Source organism: Achromobacter sp. (genome assembly GCF_032113835.1).
Taxonomy (GTDB): domain Bacteria; phylum Pseudomonadota; class Gammaproteobacteria; order Burkholderiales; family Burkholderiaceae_B; genus Achromobacter.
This window is the reverse complement of record NZ_DAMCTG010000059.1, coordinates 19,872-34,128: the sequence shown is the minus strand read 5'-3', so window position 1 is coordinate 34,128 and position 14,257 is coordinate 19,872. Positions and strand designations below refer to the sequence as shown.

Sequence of the window (14,257 nt, the reverse complement as noted above, 5' to 3'; positions counted from 1 at the left end):
TCCTCGGTGTCGCGCAGATGGGCGTCGATCTCGCCGGCGTCCTGCGTGCCTTCGCCGCCGCGCAGCAGCCACGCGTACACGCCCTGCAGCGCGAATTCGCGCGCACGGCGGCGCGCGCTGCGCGCGTTGGCGCGGGCCTGCGCCGCGCTATCAGCGCTGGTCGTCGTCTTCTTCGTCGTCAAAATCTTCGTCCTCGTCGTCTTCGTCTTCGTCTTCTTCCTCGGGTTCCAGCGCTGCCACCAGGTTGGCCATTTCGACGGCCACCTGGGCGCAGTCACGGCCCTTGCCGGCGGCGCGCGCCTGCGCTTGCTCGTCGGTGTCGACGGTCAGCACGCCGTTCGCGACGGGGACGCCGGTTTCGAGGGAGATACGGGTGATTGCAGTGGCCGTTTCATTGCTGACCACTTCAAAGTGATAGGTTTCGCCGCGGATGACCGCGCCCAGCGCGATCAGTGCGTCGAATTCAAACGTTTCGGCCATGTGGGACAGGGCAACGCCCAGTTCCAGCGCGCCGGGCACGGTGGCGACCATGACGTCGCGCTCGTCCACGCCCAGTTCGGCCAGTTCCTTCAGGCACGCTTCGAGTTCGGCCTGACCGATTTCTTCATTGAAGCGGGCGCGTACGATGCCGATGTGCAGCCCTTCGCCGTTCAGGTCGGGGGTAAGGATGTAAGGGTTCATGTGTCGGCCTTCAGTGTGTTGCGGGAGTGTTCTGCGGGTCGCAATCGTAACCCGTAATGGTGAGCGAGAAGCCCGCCATGCTGGGCATCTTGCGCGGCCGGGCCAGGAGCCTCATTTGCCCCACGTTCAGGTCGCGCAGAATCTGGGCGCCGATCCCGTAGGTGCGCAGACCGAAGCGGTCGGCGTTCGCAGGATTGGCCTGCGCCTTCGGGTCGTTCCAACCTGCAATCTGGCCAAACAGATGTTCCGTGGATGACTGGCAGTTCATCAGCACCAGCACGCCGGCCGGAGCGGCCGCGATGGCCTCGAGCGCCTGGGCCACGCCCCAGCTGTGCGGACTGGCGCCGGTGTCCAGCACATCCAGCACGGACGCCGGCTCGTGCACGCGCACCAGCGTCTCGGCGTCGGGAGTCACATTACCATGCACCAGCGCCAAATGGGCGGAGCCGGTGGCGGCGTCTTCGTAGGCCACGGCCTCGAACGTGCCCCAGGCCGTCTGCATGGTGCGCTTGCCCACGCGCTTGACGATGGATTCGTGCTCGCTGCGGTATTGGATCAGGTCGGCGATGGTGCCGATCTTCAGGCCGTGCTGACGGGCGAATTCGACCAGGTCCGGCAGGCGGGCCATCGTGCCGTCGGGCTTGAGGATTTCGCAGATGACGGCGGCGGGCGTCAGACCCGCCATGGCGGTCAGGTCGCAGCCGGCCTCGGTATGACCGGCGCGAACCAGCACGCCGCCAGGTACGGCGCGCACCGGGAAGATGTGACCGGGCTGGACCAGATCGGCCGGCTTGGCGTCGCGCGCCACGGCCACCTGGATGGTGCGGGCGCGGTCGGCGGCCGAAATGCCGGTCTCGACGCCTTCGGCGGCTTCGATGGACTGCGTGAAATTGGTGCCGTAACGGGTGCCGTTACGGGCGGCCATCATCGGCAGCTCAAGCTGGCGGCAGCGCTCTTCGGTCAACGTCAGGCACACCAGGCCGCGGCCGTGGGTGACCATGAAGTTGATGGCGTCGGGCGTGACGAATTCGGCCGCCATGACGAGGTCGCCCTCGTTTTCGCGGTCTTCTTCGTCAACCAGGATGACGATGCGGCCGGCGCGCAGCTCGGCGATGATCTCGGCAACCGAAGCGATGCCGAAGGATTCCGGCTCGGAGCCGGGCAAGGAGGACAACTGGACGGACATGACGTGACACGTAAACCAGGCGGGAAAGCCCGGATTTTACCGCCCTCGCGGGCCGAACCCCTATTGGCGTCTTGCCGCCCCGTCCGGACGGGGGCATCCGGTTAAACTTTCGCCCGGAGATCCCCCAGAAAAACGAAGGAAAAACCTCATGCAAGCCCTTGCGGCCATGCCTTTGAACGTCGCGGCAGCCGTCCGCGTCGTCCTGACCGACATCGACGACACACTGACCACCGAAGGCCGCCTGCCTGCCGACGCGTACGCCGCGCTTGAACGCCTGGAACAGGCCGGGATCCAGGTCGTGCCGATCACCGGCCGCCCGGCCGGCTGGTGCGACCACATCGCCCGCATGTGGCCGGTGCGCGCCGTGGTCGGCGAAAACGGCGCCTTCTATTACGCCTACGACCGCCAGGCCCGCCGCATGACCACGCATTACTGGACCGACGCCGCCTCGCGCCAGGAAAGCCGCAAGCGGCTGGACGCCATCCGTGACCGCGTCCTGGTTGAAGTGCCCGGCAGCGCCGTCGCCAGCGACCAGGACTACCGCGTGGCGGACCTGGCCATCGACTTCTGCGAAGACGTGCCCGCCCTGCCCGACGCGGCGATCAGCCGTATCGTCCAGATCTTCCAGGACGCGGGCGCGCAGGCCAAGGTCAGTTCCATCCACGTCAACGGCTGGTTCGGCGACTACGACAAGCTCACCATGACGCGCACGATGTTCCAGCGCGAGTTCGGCATGGACGTGGCCGGCGCCTTGGACAGCACGCTGTTCATCGGCGATTCGCCCAACGACGAGCCGATGTTCGCCTACTTTCCGATCTCGGTCGGCGTGGCCAACATCCAGGCCCAATTGCACCGCCTGACGCACCGCCCCGCCTTTGTCGCCGCCTTTCATGGCGGCGGCGGCTTCGTCGAAATGGCCGACCGGCTGCTCGCCGCACGTCAGCCCTCCCAAGTCCAGCCGGCTTAAGGTCAGCACACCGTGGCAACTTCCAAGACCGCGGCGCCCGCCGCCAACGACGGCCGCCGCAGCATCCAGTCCATCGAGGTGGGCGTGCCGCTGCTGGCGGCCCTGGTCGATGCGGGCAAGCCGCTGACGCTACGCGACCTCGCTGCCGGCGCCGGCATGACGTCCGCCAAGGCGCACCCTTACCTGGTCAGCTTCATCCGCGTGGGATTGGTGCAGCAGGACGCCACCACCGGCCAGTATGAGCTGGGTCCGTTCGCCTTGCAGATGGGGCTGGTCAGCCTGCAGCGCCTGGACCCGGTGCGGGTCGCCATGCCGGAGATCACGAAGCTGCAGTCCGACATCGGCCACACGCTGGGCATCGCCGTGCTGGGTTCGCACGGCCCGACGATGATCCACATGACCGAAGCCAGCTACCCGGTCCACGTGAACATGCGCAAGGGCACGGTGATGTCCATGCTGCACACCGCCACCGGGCTGGTGTTCGCGGCGTGGCTGCCGCCCAAGGTCAGCGAGCACTACATCGCGCGCGAAGAAGGCGACACCGCCGTCATCGCCAGCGTGCCGCCCCCGCGCAAGGCCTCCCGCGCCAACATCGAGGCGCAACTGGCGGACATCCGCGTGCACGGCATGGCGCGCGCGCTGGGCAATCCGCTGCCGGGCGTGGACGCGCTGTCGGTGCCGGTGTTCGACAACACGGGCAGCATCGTGCTGGCGCTCACCAGCCTGGGACCCACCGGTCTGTTCGACGTGTCATGGGACGGGGCGATCGCGCGTCCGCTCATCGCGTGCGCTCAGGAAATCTCCCGCAAGCTGGGCTTTCGCGGCTGAGCGCGTTTTCGCGCAAAAACGAACACAAAGCGAACAAAACGAACAAAAGACGAAAAGAAAGGCAGGGACTTTCCCGAGTGTGCCGTCCCCCGTTGTGTGTTTGAATTCAGCAAAGATTCAATTCATACCTACACGAGGAGACACACGATGCAAGCCTTGCGTCTTATGCAGGCGGCCGCACTGGCCGCATTCGCTTTTGGAGCTTCCGCCGCCCAGGCCGCCGACACCTGCTCGAACCGCGGCGATCTGGACCAGATGTATTGCGACTCGAACAAGGATCTGGTGGCCGACACGCCCACCGACGCGTCCAAGCTCAAGACGCCTTCCACGCTGGTCTTCACCTACACGCCCGTTGAAGATCCGGCCGTGTACGAAGACATCTTCAAGCCCTTCACCAAGCACCTGTCCGAATGCACGGGCAAGCGCGTCGTGTTCTACCAGGTGCAGAGCAACGCGGCTGAAATCGAAGCCATGCGCTCGGGCCGCCTGCACGTGGGCGGCTTCTCGACCGGCCCGACCGCGTTCGCCGTGAACATCGCGGGCGCCGTGCCGTTTGCCGTCAAGGGCTACGCTGACGGCTTCCAGGGCTACAACCTGATCGTCATCGTCAAGAAGGACAGCCCCTACCAGAAGCTGACCGACCTGAAGGGCAAGAAGCTCGCGCACACCGCTCCCTCGTCGAACTCCGGCCACATGGCGCCCGTCGCCCTGTTCCCGAAGGAAGGCCTGACGCCCGACAAGGACTACAAGGTCATCTTCTCGGGCAAGCACGACCAGTCCGTCATGGGCGTGAACTCCGGCGACTACGACGCCGCCGCCGTGGCATCGGACGTCTTCAAGCGCATGGTCGAACGCGGCCAGGTCAAGGAAGCCGATTTCCGCATCATCTACACCAGCGAGAAATTCCCGACCTCGTCGTTCGCCTACGCGCATGACCTGGAACCGAAGTTCCGCGACCAGATGCTCAAGTGCTTCTACGACTACCGCTTCCCGCCTGAAATGTCCAAGGCCTTCGACAACGCCGACCGCTTCTACCCGGTGACGTACGAGAAGGACTGGGCCATCGTCCGCCAGGTCGCTGAATCCGGTGGCGAAAGCTTCAACCGCGCGGCCTACGACCGCGAATCCGCAAAGAGCAAGAAGTAATCCAGCATGACGACGTCGCTACGCATTTCCGGCCTGGTCAAGGAATACCGGGCCGGCCGGCCTGTACTGAACGGCATTGACCTGCAGATCGCCGGGCAGGGGCTCACCGCCATCATCGGACCTTCGGGCACCGGTAAAAGCACGCTCCTGCGCTGCATCAACCGGCTGATCGAACCCACCAAGGGCGAGATCATCCTGCAGTCCGAGGACGGCACCGTGGACCTGGCGCAAGTGCGCGGCGCGTCGCTGCGCCGCGCGCGCCGCCGCATCGGCATGGTGTTCCAGGAATACAACCTGGTCGAACGCCTGACCGTGATGGAAAACCTGCTGACCGGCCGGCTGGGGTACACCTCGGCCATGAAGGCCTGGATGCGCCGCTTCGAGCCCGAGGACATCGAGCACGCCTACAAGCTGCTCGACACCGTGGGCCTCGCCGGATTTGCCGACCAGCGCGCCGATGCGCTGTCGGGCGGCCAGCGTCAGCGCGTGGGCATTGCCCGTGCGCTGATGCAGCGCCCGCAGGTGCTGCTGGCCGACGAGCCGACGTCGTCGCTTGATCCCAAGACCTCCGTCGAGATCATGGAACTGCTGTCCGCGCAGGGCAGCGCCACGGGCATTCCCGTCATCGTCAACATCCACGACGTCGAACTGGCGCGCCGCTATGCCACGCGCATCGTCGGCATGTCGGGCGGCCACGTGGTCTATGACGGCGACGGCCAGGGCCTGGACGCGACCATGCTCAAGACCATCTACGGAGGCGAGTCTTGGCTGGAATGACGCAACCCCGGGGCGGCATCCGCCCCTTCGCCATGTCAGGGCGCGCCAAGGCCGGCCTGCTGCTGCTGGTGCTCTACACCGTCTATGCCGCCGCGCAGCTGGACTTCAGCTGGTCGCGCTTCGAATCCGGCATGGGTCATGCGTCGACGTTCCTGGCGCGCATGTTCCCGCCCAACTTCGAGAAGCCCGCCACGTTGTGGAAGGGCATCGCCGAAAGCCTGGAGATCGCCGTCCTGGCCTCCATGCTGGGCATCATCCTGGCGCTGCCCGTGGGCCTCCTGGGCGCGCGCAACCTGATGCCCGCGTGGATCTCCTGGCCCGCGCGATCGATCGTTGCACTGTGCCGCGCGCTGCACCCGGTCATCGTCGCCATCCTGTTCGTCAAGGCCGTGGGCTTTGGCGCGCTGGCCGGCATTCTGGCGCTGACCGTCGCGTCGATTGGCTTCATCGGCAAGCTCTTCACCGAGGCCATCGAGGAAATCTCGCTCAAGCAGGTCGAAGCGGTGCGCGCCACCGGCGCCTCGTTCGCCAACGTCATCGTGTTCGGCGTGCTGCCGCAGGTGTTCGCGCGCTTCATCGGCTTTGCCACCTACCAGTTCGACTCCAACCTGCGCAACTCCACCATGGTGGGTATCGTGGGCGCGGGCGGCGTGGGCGGCACCTTGTTCTCGGCCTTCCAACGCTTCGATTACGACTTCGTCAGCGCCATCCTGCTGACCCTGATCGCGATCATCATGCTGGGTGAAATCCTGGCCGGCTTCGTGCGGGCGGTGTTCCTGGACAACCTGGGCTTCGACCGCATCCTGCAAAGCCGCTTCGCTGGCGCCCGCGGCATCGGCAGCAGCAAGCCGACGGCCGCACGCAAGGCGGAGGTGGACGAATGAACGCCCACGTTTCCCCCTTGAATCCCGCAGGTCAGCCCCGCGTCTGGCAGCGCTACAGCATGGGCCAGCGCCTGCTGCGCTTCGCGCTGTATCTGCTGCTGGTCGCGGCGGTCGTGCAGGCCATCCGCGGCGTGGAGGTCATCCCCGAGTTCCTGTATGACGCACCGGAACAGATGGCCGACCTCTTTCGCCGGATGTGGCCGATCGACTGGGCCTACTACCCGGGTGGCGTGCATGATGCGCTGATCGAAACGCTGCACATCGCCACCTTGGGCACCATTCTTTCGGTGTTCATGGCGGTGCCGGTGGGTCTGCTGGCGGCCAACAACCTCACGCCCAGCAAGACCATCAACATGCTGGCCCGGCTGATCCTGGTGTCCAGCCGTTCGGTCAACTCGCTGGTGTGGGCGCTGCTGTTCATCGCCATCTTCGGACCCGGCGCACTGGCCGGCACGCTGGCCATCGCCTTCCGCTCGATCGGCTTTGTCGGCAAGCTGGTCGGCGAAGCCATCGAAGAAGCCCAGCGCGGCCCCATCGAAGCGGTCACGGCTACCGGCGCCAGCAAGGCTTCGGTGATCTGGTACGCCTACTGGCCGCAGATCCGCCCGGCGTTCTGGTCCATCGTGCTGCTGCGCTGGGACATCAACGTCCGCGAATCCGCGGTGCTGGGCCTGGTCGGCGCAGGCGGCATCGGCATGGCGCTGGACACCGCGTTGAACCTGTTCCAGTGGGACCGCGTCGCGCTCGTGCTGGCCGCCATCTTCGTGGTCGTCGTGCTGGCCGAAATCATCATCACCCAGGCGCGCAAACGCATCCTGTAGCGCAGCCGCACCACTTTACGCCTGTCGGTTTCCCCTGACACGCGCTCCTTCGCCGCCCCACATGGGGCGGCGTTTTCTTTACGCGTAAGACCGATTCCGGTGTCTGACACCCTGGAGAGACCTGGCCCAGGTGTCTGACACCCTGGAGAGACGACCTACGCCCCTCCACAGCGCGTGCAGGGTGTCAGACACCCAGCGCGAGCAGACAACCTCCACCCAGCGCGATTCGGCCCCCAACCTCGCATCCCCGCACTTTTCTTTCCGTTCGCAAGCAACGCAAAAGCGCCTCATCGCCATCGATGGGCTGCCTTGTTTTTGCGCCGCGATCGCGTCTATGCTCAATGTGAACAAAATATGAACGGTCATCAAAACGCACCCCCGCCTTGATTAACATCTCGGCTTTTGCCGTTGGACACCCGCTGCCATGTCGGAACAGGAATTGAAACTGCACGTGCCCACGGCTTCGCGCCAGGCCGTGCTGCGTGAAGTCAAGCAACGCGAGGCCACGCGCATTCGCTTGCATGCCATGTATTTCGACACGCCGGAACGCGAGCTTGCGCGAGCTCGCATCGCCATCCGCCTGCGGCAGGAAGGGCCCGATTGGGTGCAGACCCTCAAGATGCCCGGCGCCGATGCGATCTCGCGCATCGAGATGAACCACCCGCGGCCGGGTCCCGTGCTCGATCTGTCGGTCTATGCCGGCACTGAAGTCGAAGGCCCGCTGTCTTCCATCAAGGGTGAACTCGGCCTGCGCTACGAGACCGACGTGCAGCGCCTCTTGCGCAAGATCCGCACGCGTTTCGGCACGGTGGAGCTTGCCTATGACACCGGCATCCTGCGCGCCGGCGCGCTGGAACTGCCGATCTCCGAACTGGAATTCGAACTGGTGTCGGGCCGTCCCGCCGCCATCTTCGCCGCGGCGCGGGGCTGGCAGCAGCGCCATGCGCTGATCCTGGATCCGCGCAGCAAGTCCGAACGCGGCGACGCGTTGGCCCAACTGGCGCATCGGCTGGCCGAGGTCGACGCCGCTGCCGGCGATGACCACGAAGCGCGCCGCGCGCAGGCCATCGCGCAGTTCTGGGCGCCACGTGGCGCGTCGTCCGTGAAGCTGCGCGACGACATGACGCCGCCGCAGGCCATGGGCGCGATCGCGGCAGAATGCCTGGACCAGATCTGCCGCAATGCCGCGGTGCTGGCCGAGGTCGACACCGAAGGCGTGTACCGCGCCGGCAACTCCGAACACGTGCATCAACTGCGCGTCGGCGTGCGCCGGCTGCGGTCGGCCTGGAAGCTCTTCGACGGCTGGATCGCGCCGGTGCCAGACGCCCTGCTGCAGGGCGTGCGCACCCACTTCGCGGCGTTCGGCGCCAATCGCGACCAGGACGTGCTGAACGAGACCGTCGCCCCCGCGCTGCTGCGCGCCGGCATGCCCGTGATCCCCATGGAAGCCGCGCCGCCCGAAGAGGACGCGCAAACCATCGCGGGCGGCCAGGCGTTTCAGGCATGGCTGCTCTCGCTGCTTGAATGGTCGCTCGACGTGCCCGCCGTGCAGCCTGACACGGACAGCCAGACCATCGCCAACGGAACGCCCAGCGACGCCGCGCCCGAGCCCGCCATCCGGCTTGAAGGCGGGGTGGCCGGTCCCATCGTCAAGCCCACGATCATCCCGATGCTGACGCCGGAGCCCGAACCGCAGCACCTGCACAAGCTCCTTGCACGCCGCCTGCACCGCTGGCACGGCAAGGTGGCCGATCAGGGCGCGCATTTCGCGGCACTGGACATTCCCGCCCGCCACGACCTGCGCAAGCGCGGCAAGCGGCTGCGCTACGGCCTGTCGTTCGCCGAATCGCTGCTGCCCGCCAGCAAGCTGCGCGGTTACCGCAAACTGCTGTCCCGTGTGCAGGACGTGCTGGGCGAAATCAACGACCTCGCGATGGCCAAGGACTACTACCAGTCGTGTACGGCAACGCATCCGCAAGCCTGGTTCGCGCTGGGCTGGATCAGCGCGCGGCTGGAAGAACTGGTCGTCGAAGCGCAGCAGGCCTTTGACGATCTCGCGCGCAGCAAGCCGTTCTGGAAGTGACGCGCGTCGCGCGCGTTTAACCCATGCGAAAGTCCCGCGTTGAATTTGATTTCACCTGGACACGCATCTAGCATGGCGTTTCAAAAAAGGGCCGCCTGACAGCTTCGCGTCAGGCCCCTGTCAATTCATCGACATCCGGACTGCCAATACTCGATGGCTGTCGTCCGGACATCGCGCCGGGCGCATTCGTGGCCCGCAGCATCCGCCCGATACTCGTCCTGTGCGACGGCGCAACGGCCTATTGCGGGCCGTCCGCCCATCCACGCACACAGACTCATGGAAACCACTTCCCCTTTGCTGGTCATTGCAAGACGCGGCCTCGCGGCCTGCTGCGCGCTAACGCTGGCGCTCGCGCTCTCGGCCTGCGGCGGCGACGACACTGACGATCCGGCACCGCCCTCCACCCCCACGACGCCCACCACGCCCGCCCCGACTACCTGCGCGGCGCATTGTGCGCCATGATGCCGGCAGCGCTGCCGTTTCCTGCAAACTCCAGACAGAACAGCCAATGACGATCGACGCCTCCAAGAGAAAGTTCTTCACGACCACGCTCGGCGCCACAGCGGCCATGAGCGCCTTGTCGATGTTTCCGCCCAGCATCCGCCGCGCCCTCGCGATCGAAGCCGACAGTCCCACCGGCACCATCCAGGACGTCAAGCACGTCGTGATGCTGATGCTGGAGAACCGCTCATTCGACGGCTACTTCGGCACCTTCCCCGGCGTGCGCGGCTTCGGCGACCGCTTCCCCATTCCGCTCGCCAACGGCAAGTCGGTGTTCCATCAGACGCGCAGCGACGGCACGCTGGAACTGCCCTATCACCTGGACGCGCGGCTGGGCAACGCACAGCGTGCGGGCAGCACGCCGCACTCTTGGCCGAACTGTCAGGCCGCCTGGGACCACGGCCGCATGAATCGCTGGCCCAGCGCCAAGCAGCCGTTGTCGATGGGCTACTACGAGACCGCCGAAGTGCCGTTCCACCGCGCGCTGGCCGACGCCTTCACGCTGTGCGACAACTACCACTGCGCGATGCACGCGGGCACGATTCCCAACCGCCTTTTCTTCTGGACCGGCACCAACGGCCCCAGCGGCGACAACGTGTCGGTCGTGATGAACGAGATGAACGACGGCGCCGACGTGGGGCCTTCGACCGAGGGCTGGACCTGGACGACCTACGCCGACCGCCTGCAGCAGGCCGGCGTGAGCTGGAAGGTCTACCAGAACATTCCCGACAACTTCGGCTGCAACGAGATGATGAGCTTTCGCCACTGGCGCGCCGAGATCGAAAAGATGCCGGCGGACCGTCAGGTCACGAACCAGGGCGGTCCCGCGTACAACCCGGCCATCGACGACCAGTTCAGCCCATTTGCCAAGGGCTTCGGCAACACAATGCCGGACGGCGGCCTGCTGCAAAGCCTGCGCGACGACGTGATGAACGGCACGCTGCCCGAGGTGTCGTGGATCATCCCGCCGGCCGCGTACAGCGAGCACCCCGGCCCCTCCAGCCCCGCCAAGGGCGCGTGGTACATCCAGGCCGCGCTGGACGCGCTGACGCAGTCGCCCGAGGTCTGGAGCAAGACCGTGTTCCTGGTCACGTACGACGAGAACGACGGCTTCTTCGACCACATGCCCACGCCCAGCGCGCCGTCCCGCAACGACGACGGCACGCTGGCCGGCAAGTCCACGCTGACGGACGCCGAGATGGCCTTCGAATACAACACCTACACGCCTGCGACGCCCAAGCAGCTCACCGCCGACGGCAAGCCCTACGGTCCCGGCATGCGTGTGCCGATGTGGGTGATCTCTCCCTGGAGCCGCGGCGGCTGGGTCAATTCGCAGGCGTTCGATCACACCTCGGCGTTGAGATTTCTTGAGCAGCGCTTCGGTGTCGCGGAGCCCAACATCAGCGCATTCCGCCGCGCCGTGTGCGGCGACCTTACGTCCACGCTGAACTTCGTGTCGCCCAACAGCGCGCCGCTACCCACGCTGTCCGGCCGCAGCACCAAGACGGACGCCGACGGCCTGACCTCGTGGCAGGAAGCGCAACCGGCCATCGCCATTCCGGCGCAACAGACGCTGGCCGCGCAGGCGCAAGGCACGCGGCCCTCGCGCGCGCTGCCGTACGAATTGCACGCCAGTGCCCGCGAAGATGCGCGTGAAAACCGTGTCCGGCTGCTGTTCGCCAACGCCAGCTCGGCCAAGACGGCGGCGGTGTTCCATGTGTACGACAAGCTGCATCTGGACCGCATTCCGCGGCGCTATGTGGTGGAAGCGGGCAAGTCGCTGGACGACGCCTGGGACGTGTCGGGGGACGCGGGCAAATACGACCTGTGGGTGTTGGGGCCGAACGGCTTTCACCGCGCGTTCTCGGGCGATCTGATGCAAGCGGGCGGCGCCCAGCCGGAGATCCAGGTGTGCTACGTGCCGTGTGATGATCCGCAGGTGCAGGTCAAGCTGCACAACAACGGCGCGAAGGCTTGCACGTTCACCGTCAAGGCCATGGCGTATCGCAGCGACGGACCGTGGACGGCGACCGTCGAACCCGGACAGACCGGCGAGCTCGTTTGGGCGATCGGCGACAGCGGTCAGTGGTATGACTTTGCGGTGGCGTGCGAGGGGTATGGAGCGTTCCAGCGGCGCTTTGCCGGCCGGATGGAGACGGGCAAGGATCTGATCAGCGACCCGGCGATGGGGCAGGTCGGGTAAGGCGTGTCGGCGCGGAAATGACAGCGGGACGGCGCTTGCGCGTCGTCCCGCGTGATGGAGCCTTTGTGGGATCTCATCGATCCCTATGAACGGACTCAGTCGGCCAGCAACGCCGCCGCGAACTCGTCCGCCACGAAGGGCTGCAGGTCTTCCAGGCTTTCGCCGACCCCGATCCAGTACACCGGCACCGGACGCACGCCCTGGCTGCCGGCTGCGACGGCGGCCAGCGTGCCGCCCTTGGCGGTGCCGTCCAGCTTGGTCACGACCAGGCCGGTCAGGTTGATCGCGGCGTCAAACGCGCGGATCTGCGCCAGCGCGTTCTGGCCCGTGTTGCCGTCCACCACCAGCAGCACCTCGTGCGGCGCGGTGGCATCCGCCTTGCCGATGACGCGGCGGATCTTCTTCAGTTCTTCCATCAGGTGCAACTGCGTGGGCAGACGGCCGGCGGTATCCACCATCACCACGCCCATGCCGCGCGCGCGGCCCGCGTTGACCGAGTCGAACGCCACGGCGGCCGGGTCGCCGCCGTCCTGCGAAATCACGCTGACGTTGTTGCGGCTGCCCCATTCCACCAGTTGCTCGCGCGCGGCCGCGCGGAACGTGTCGCCGGCGGCCAGCAGCACGCTGGCGCCCTGACGCTGGAACGTATGCGCCAGCTTGCCGATGGACGTGGTCTTGCCCGCGCCGTTCACGCCGGCAATCATGACGACCAGCGGTTTCGTGCGCGTCAGGTCGAAGGCGCGTTCCAGCGGACGCAGATGATCGGCCAGGAGTTCGCGCAGGGCCGTCTTGACCTTGGCCGGGTCTTCGATGCGTTCCTTCTTGACGCGCGCGCGCAGCGCGGTCAGGAGCTTCTCGGTGGCCTCAAGGCCCGCATCGGCCATAATGAGGGCCGATTCGAGCTCCTCGAACAGGTTCTCGTCGACCTTCACGCCGACGAAAATACCGCCAATGCTCTGACCCGTGCGGGACAGGCCTTGCTTCAGGCGCGACAGCCAGGAGGCTTTCTTGGGGGCTTCGGCGGGAACGAGTTCTGGCACGGCAGGGACCGCCGGCGCAGGTGCCGCGACAGGCGCAGGCGTCGATACTGGTTCAGGCGCAGGCGCCGGGACCACGGGTGCGGGCGCGACGACGGGAGCAGGCGCCGGAACGGGCGGCTGCGGTGCGCGGAAGGGCTCCACAGCTGGCGCGGCGGCAGCGGCTGCTGCAGGCGCCGCAACCGGTGCGGAAGCCGGCGCGGTACGCGTGAGGGACGGCGCGGCCGGTGTCGAGGACGGCGCGGGCTGCGGGGGCGTCGCTACTGGCGCAGGCGCCACCGAGACGGACGGCGCGGGCGTAGGCCCCGCCGGGGTCGGCGGGGTCACCGGCGACGCCACTGGCGCGGCGGCCGGCGCGGCAACCGGCGCTACGGGTTCCTGGCGAAGCTCGGGTGCAGGCGACGCAGGCGCCGTGCTGGATGGGGCCGAAGACGGCTCCGCGGGCGCGACAGGAGCGTCGACAACCTCCGGCGGCAACGCGGGCTGAGCCGGCGTGGCGGGCGGAGGGGATTTTTTCTTGAAGAAGCGGCTAAACATGGGTAACAAGTATATTCGTATCGTCGGGGGCCAATACAGGCGCACCCCCATCGCCGTGCCCGACGTGGAGACGCTGCGTCCCACGCCCGACCGGGTCCGCGAAACGCTATTCAACTGGCTTACGCACCTGTGGGGCGGCGACTTCGCCGACAAGCAAGTGCTGGATCTTTTTGCCGGCAGCGGCGCCCTGGGCTTCGAGGCGGCCTCGCGCGGCGTGGCGCATGTGCAGATGGTCGAGCGGGACAGGACCGCCGCGTCCGCGCTGCGGACACTGCGCGACAAGCTCAAAGCCGACATGATACGCATCCATGTGGGCGATGCGATGCAGGTCGCCGAACGGATGGATGCGTCCCGGTTTGACCTCATCCTGCTGGATCCGCCATTCGGACAGGGCTGGCTGCCGCGCCTGTGGCCGATCCTGCCGGGCATCCTGACCGATCATGGGCTAGTCTATGTCGAGGCGGAATCCGCCATCGAAGCACCCGAAGGATTCCAGATTCTGAGGCAGGACAAGGCCGGCGCCGTCCACTTCCATCTTCTGGAATTTGCTGCGTTGCGGAAATCGATCAATAATCCGGCTTCGGAGGATGGTGTACACCACTAATA

General features: G+C 66.5%; 12 protein-coding genes and 1 pseudogene. 9 read left to right on the top strand and 4 right to left on the bottom strand.

Annotated features, from left to right (window positions below):
* From RT697_RS18970 to ribBA, 3 genes and pseudogenes are all read right to left on the bottom strand, one after another.
* Positions 1-182: pseudogene (locus RT697_RS18970) on the bottom strand (N utilization substance protein B); the annotation flags it as partial.
* Entirely contained in the window at positions 151-681 is a 531-nt protein-coding gene (gene ribH, locus RT697_RS18965; protein WP_056558843.1) for a 6,7-dimethyl-8-ribityllumazine synthase, read from the bottom strand. The pseudogene RT697_RS18970 and the gene ribH, both read right to left, overlap by 32 nt.
* Before the next feature lie 10 nt (positions 682-691).
* Positions 692-1,867, bottom strand: a complete 1,176-nt coding sequence (gene ribBA, locus RT697_RS18960) for a bifunctional 3,4-dihydroxy-2-butanone-4-phosphate synthase/GTP cyclohydrolase II (RefSeq protein ID WP_313700988.1) — start codon at positions 1,865-1,867, stop codon at positions 692-694.
* 148 nt (positions 1,868-2,015) lie between these two features.
* Between ribBA and RT697_RS18955 the strand changes: the two genes are divergently transcribed.
* The 8 genes from RT697_RS18955 (at position 2,016) to RT697_RS18920 (ending at position 12,077) form a co-directional block, all read left to right on the top strand.
* Entirely contained in the window at positions 2,016-2,834 is an 819-nt protein-coding gene (locus tag RT697_RS18955) for an HAD-IIB family hydrolase (protein WP_313700987.1), read from the top strand.
* Positions 2,835-2,846: 12 nt separating this feature from the next.
* Positions 2,847-3,662 (top strand): IclR family transcriptional regulator, encoded by an 816-nt coding sequence (locus RT697_RS18950; protein WP_313700986.1) that lies wholly within the window; start codon positions 2,847-2,849, stop codon positions 3,660-3,662.
* A 147-nt stretch (positions 3,663-3,809) separates the two neighbouring features.
* A complete protein-coding gene (gene phnD / locus RT697_RS18945) occupies positions 3,810-4,808 on the top strand; it encodes a phosphate/phosphite/phosphonate ABC transporter substrate-binding protein (RefSeq protein WP_056558855.1) in 999 nt (332 codons plus the stop codon).
* Between the two features lie 6 nt (positions 4,809-4,814).
* Positions 4,815-5,585 carry a phosphonate ABC transporter ATP-binding protein gene (gene phnC, locus RT697_RS18940; protein WP_280019876.1) on the top strand — a complete coding sequence of 257 codons (771 nt, stop codon included), beginning with the start codon at positions 4,815-4,817 and terminating at the stop codon, positions 5,583-5,585.
* The gene (gene phnE, locus RT697_RS18935; protein WP_313700982.1) at positions 5,582-6,469 is read left to right on the top strand and encodes a phosphonate ABC transporter, permease protein PhnE; all 888 of its coding nucleotides are present in this window, start codon (positions 5,582-5,584) and stop codon (positions 6,467-6,469) included. The genes phnC and phnE (RT697_RS18935) overlap by 4 nt, the downstream gene beginning before the upstream one ends.
* Positions 6,466-7,290, top strand: coding sequence for a phosphonate ABC transporter, permease protein PhnE (gene phnE / locus RT697_RS18930; RefSeq protein WP_312427646.1), 825 nt, complete (start codon positions 6,466-6,468; stop codon positions 7,288-7,290). The genes phnE (RT697_RS18935) and phnE (RT697_RS18930) overlap by 4 nt, the downstream gene beginning before the upstream one ends.
* A gap of 424 nt (positions 7,291-7,714) precedes the next feature.
* Positions 7,715-9,373 (top strand): CYTH and CHAD domain-containing protein, encoded by a 1,659-nt coding sequence (locus tag RT697_RS18925; RefSeq protein WP_313700980.1) that lies wholly within the window; start codon positions 7,715-7,717, stop codon positions 9,371-9,373.
* A 508-nt stretch (positions 9,374-9,881) separates the two neighbouring features.
* Positions 9,882-12,077: a phosphocholine-specific phospholipase C gene (locus tag RT697_RS18920; protein ID WP_313700978.1), complete on the top strand. Its 2,196-nt coding sequence runs from the start codon at positions 9,882-9,884 to the stop codon at positions 12,075-12,077.
* 95 nt (positions 12,078-12,172) lie between these two features.
* Here the strand turns inward: RT697_RS18920 and ftsY are convergent, their stop codons facing one another.
* A complete protein-coding gene (gene ftsY / locus RT697_RS18915; protein WP_313700977.1) occupies positions 12,173-13,258 on the bottom strand; it encodes a signal recognition particle-docking protein FtsY in 1,086 nt (361 codons plus the stop codon).
* A 391-nt stretch (positions 13,259-13,649) separates the two neighbouring features.
* Between ftsY and rsmD the strand changes: the two genes are divergently transcribed.
* Positions 13,650-14,255, top strand: a complete 606-nt coding sequence (rsmD, locus tag RT697_RS18910; protein WP_313700975.1) for a 16S rRNA (guanine(966)-N(2))-methyltransferase RsmD — start codon at positions 13,650-13,652, stop codon at positions 14,253-14,255.
* Positions 14,256-14,257: the final 2 nt, after the last annotated feature.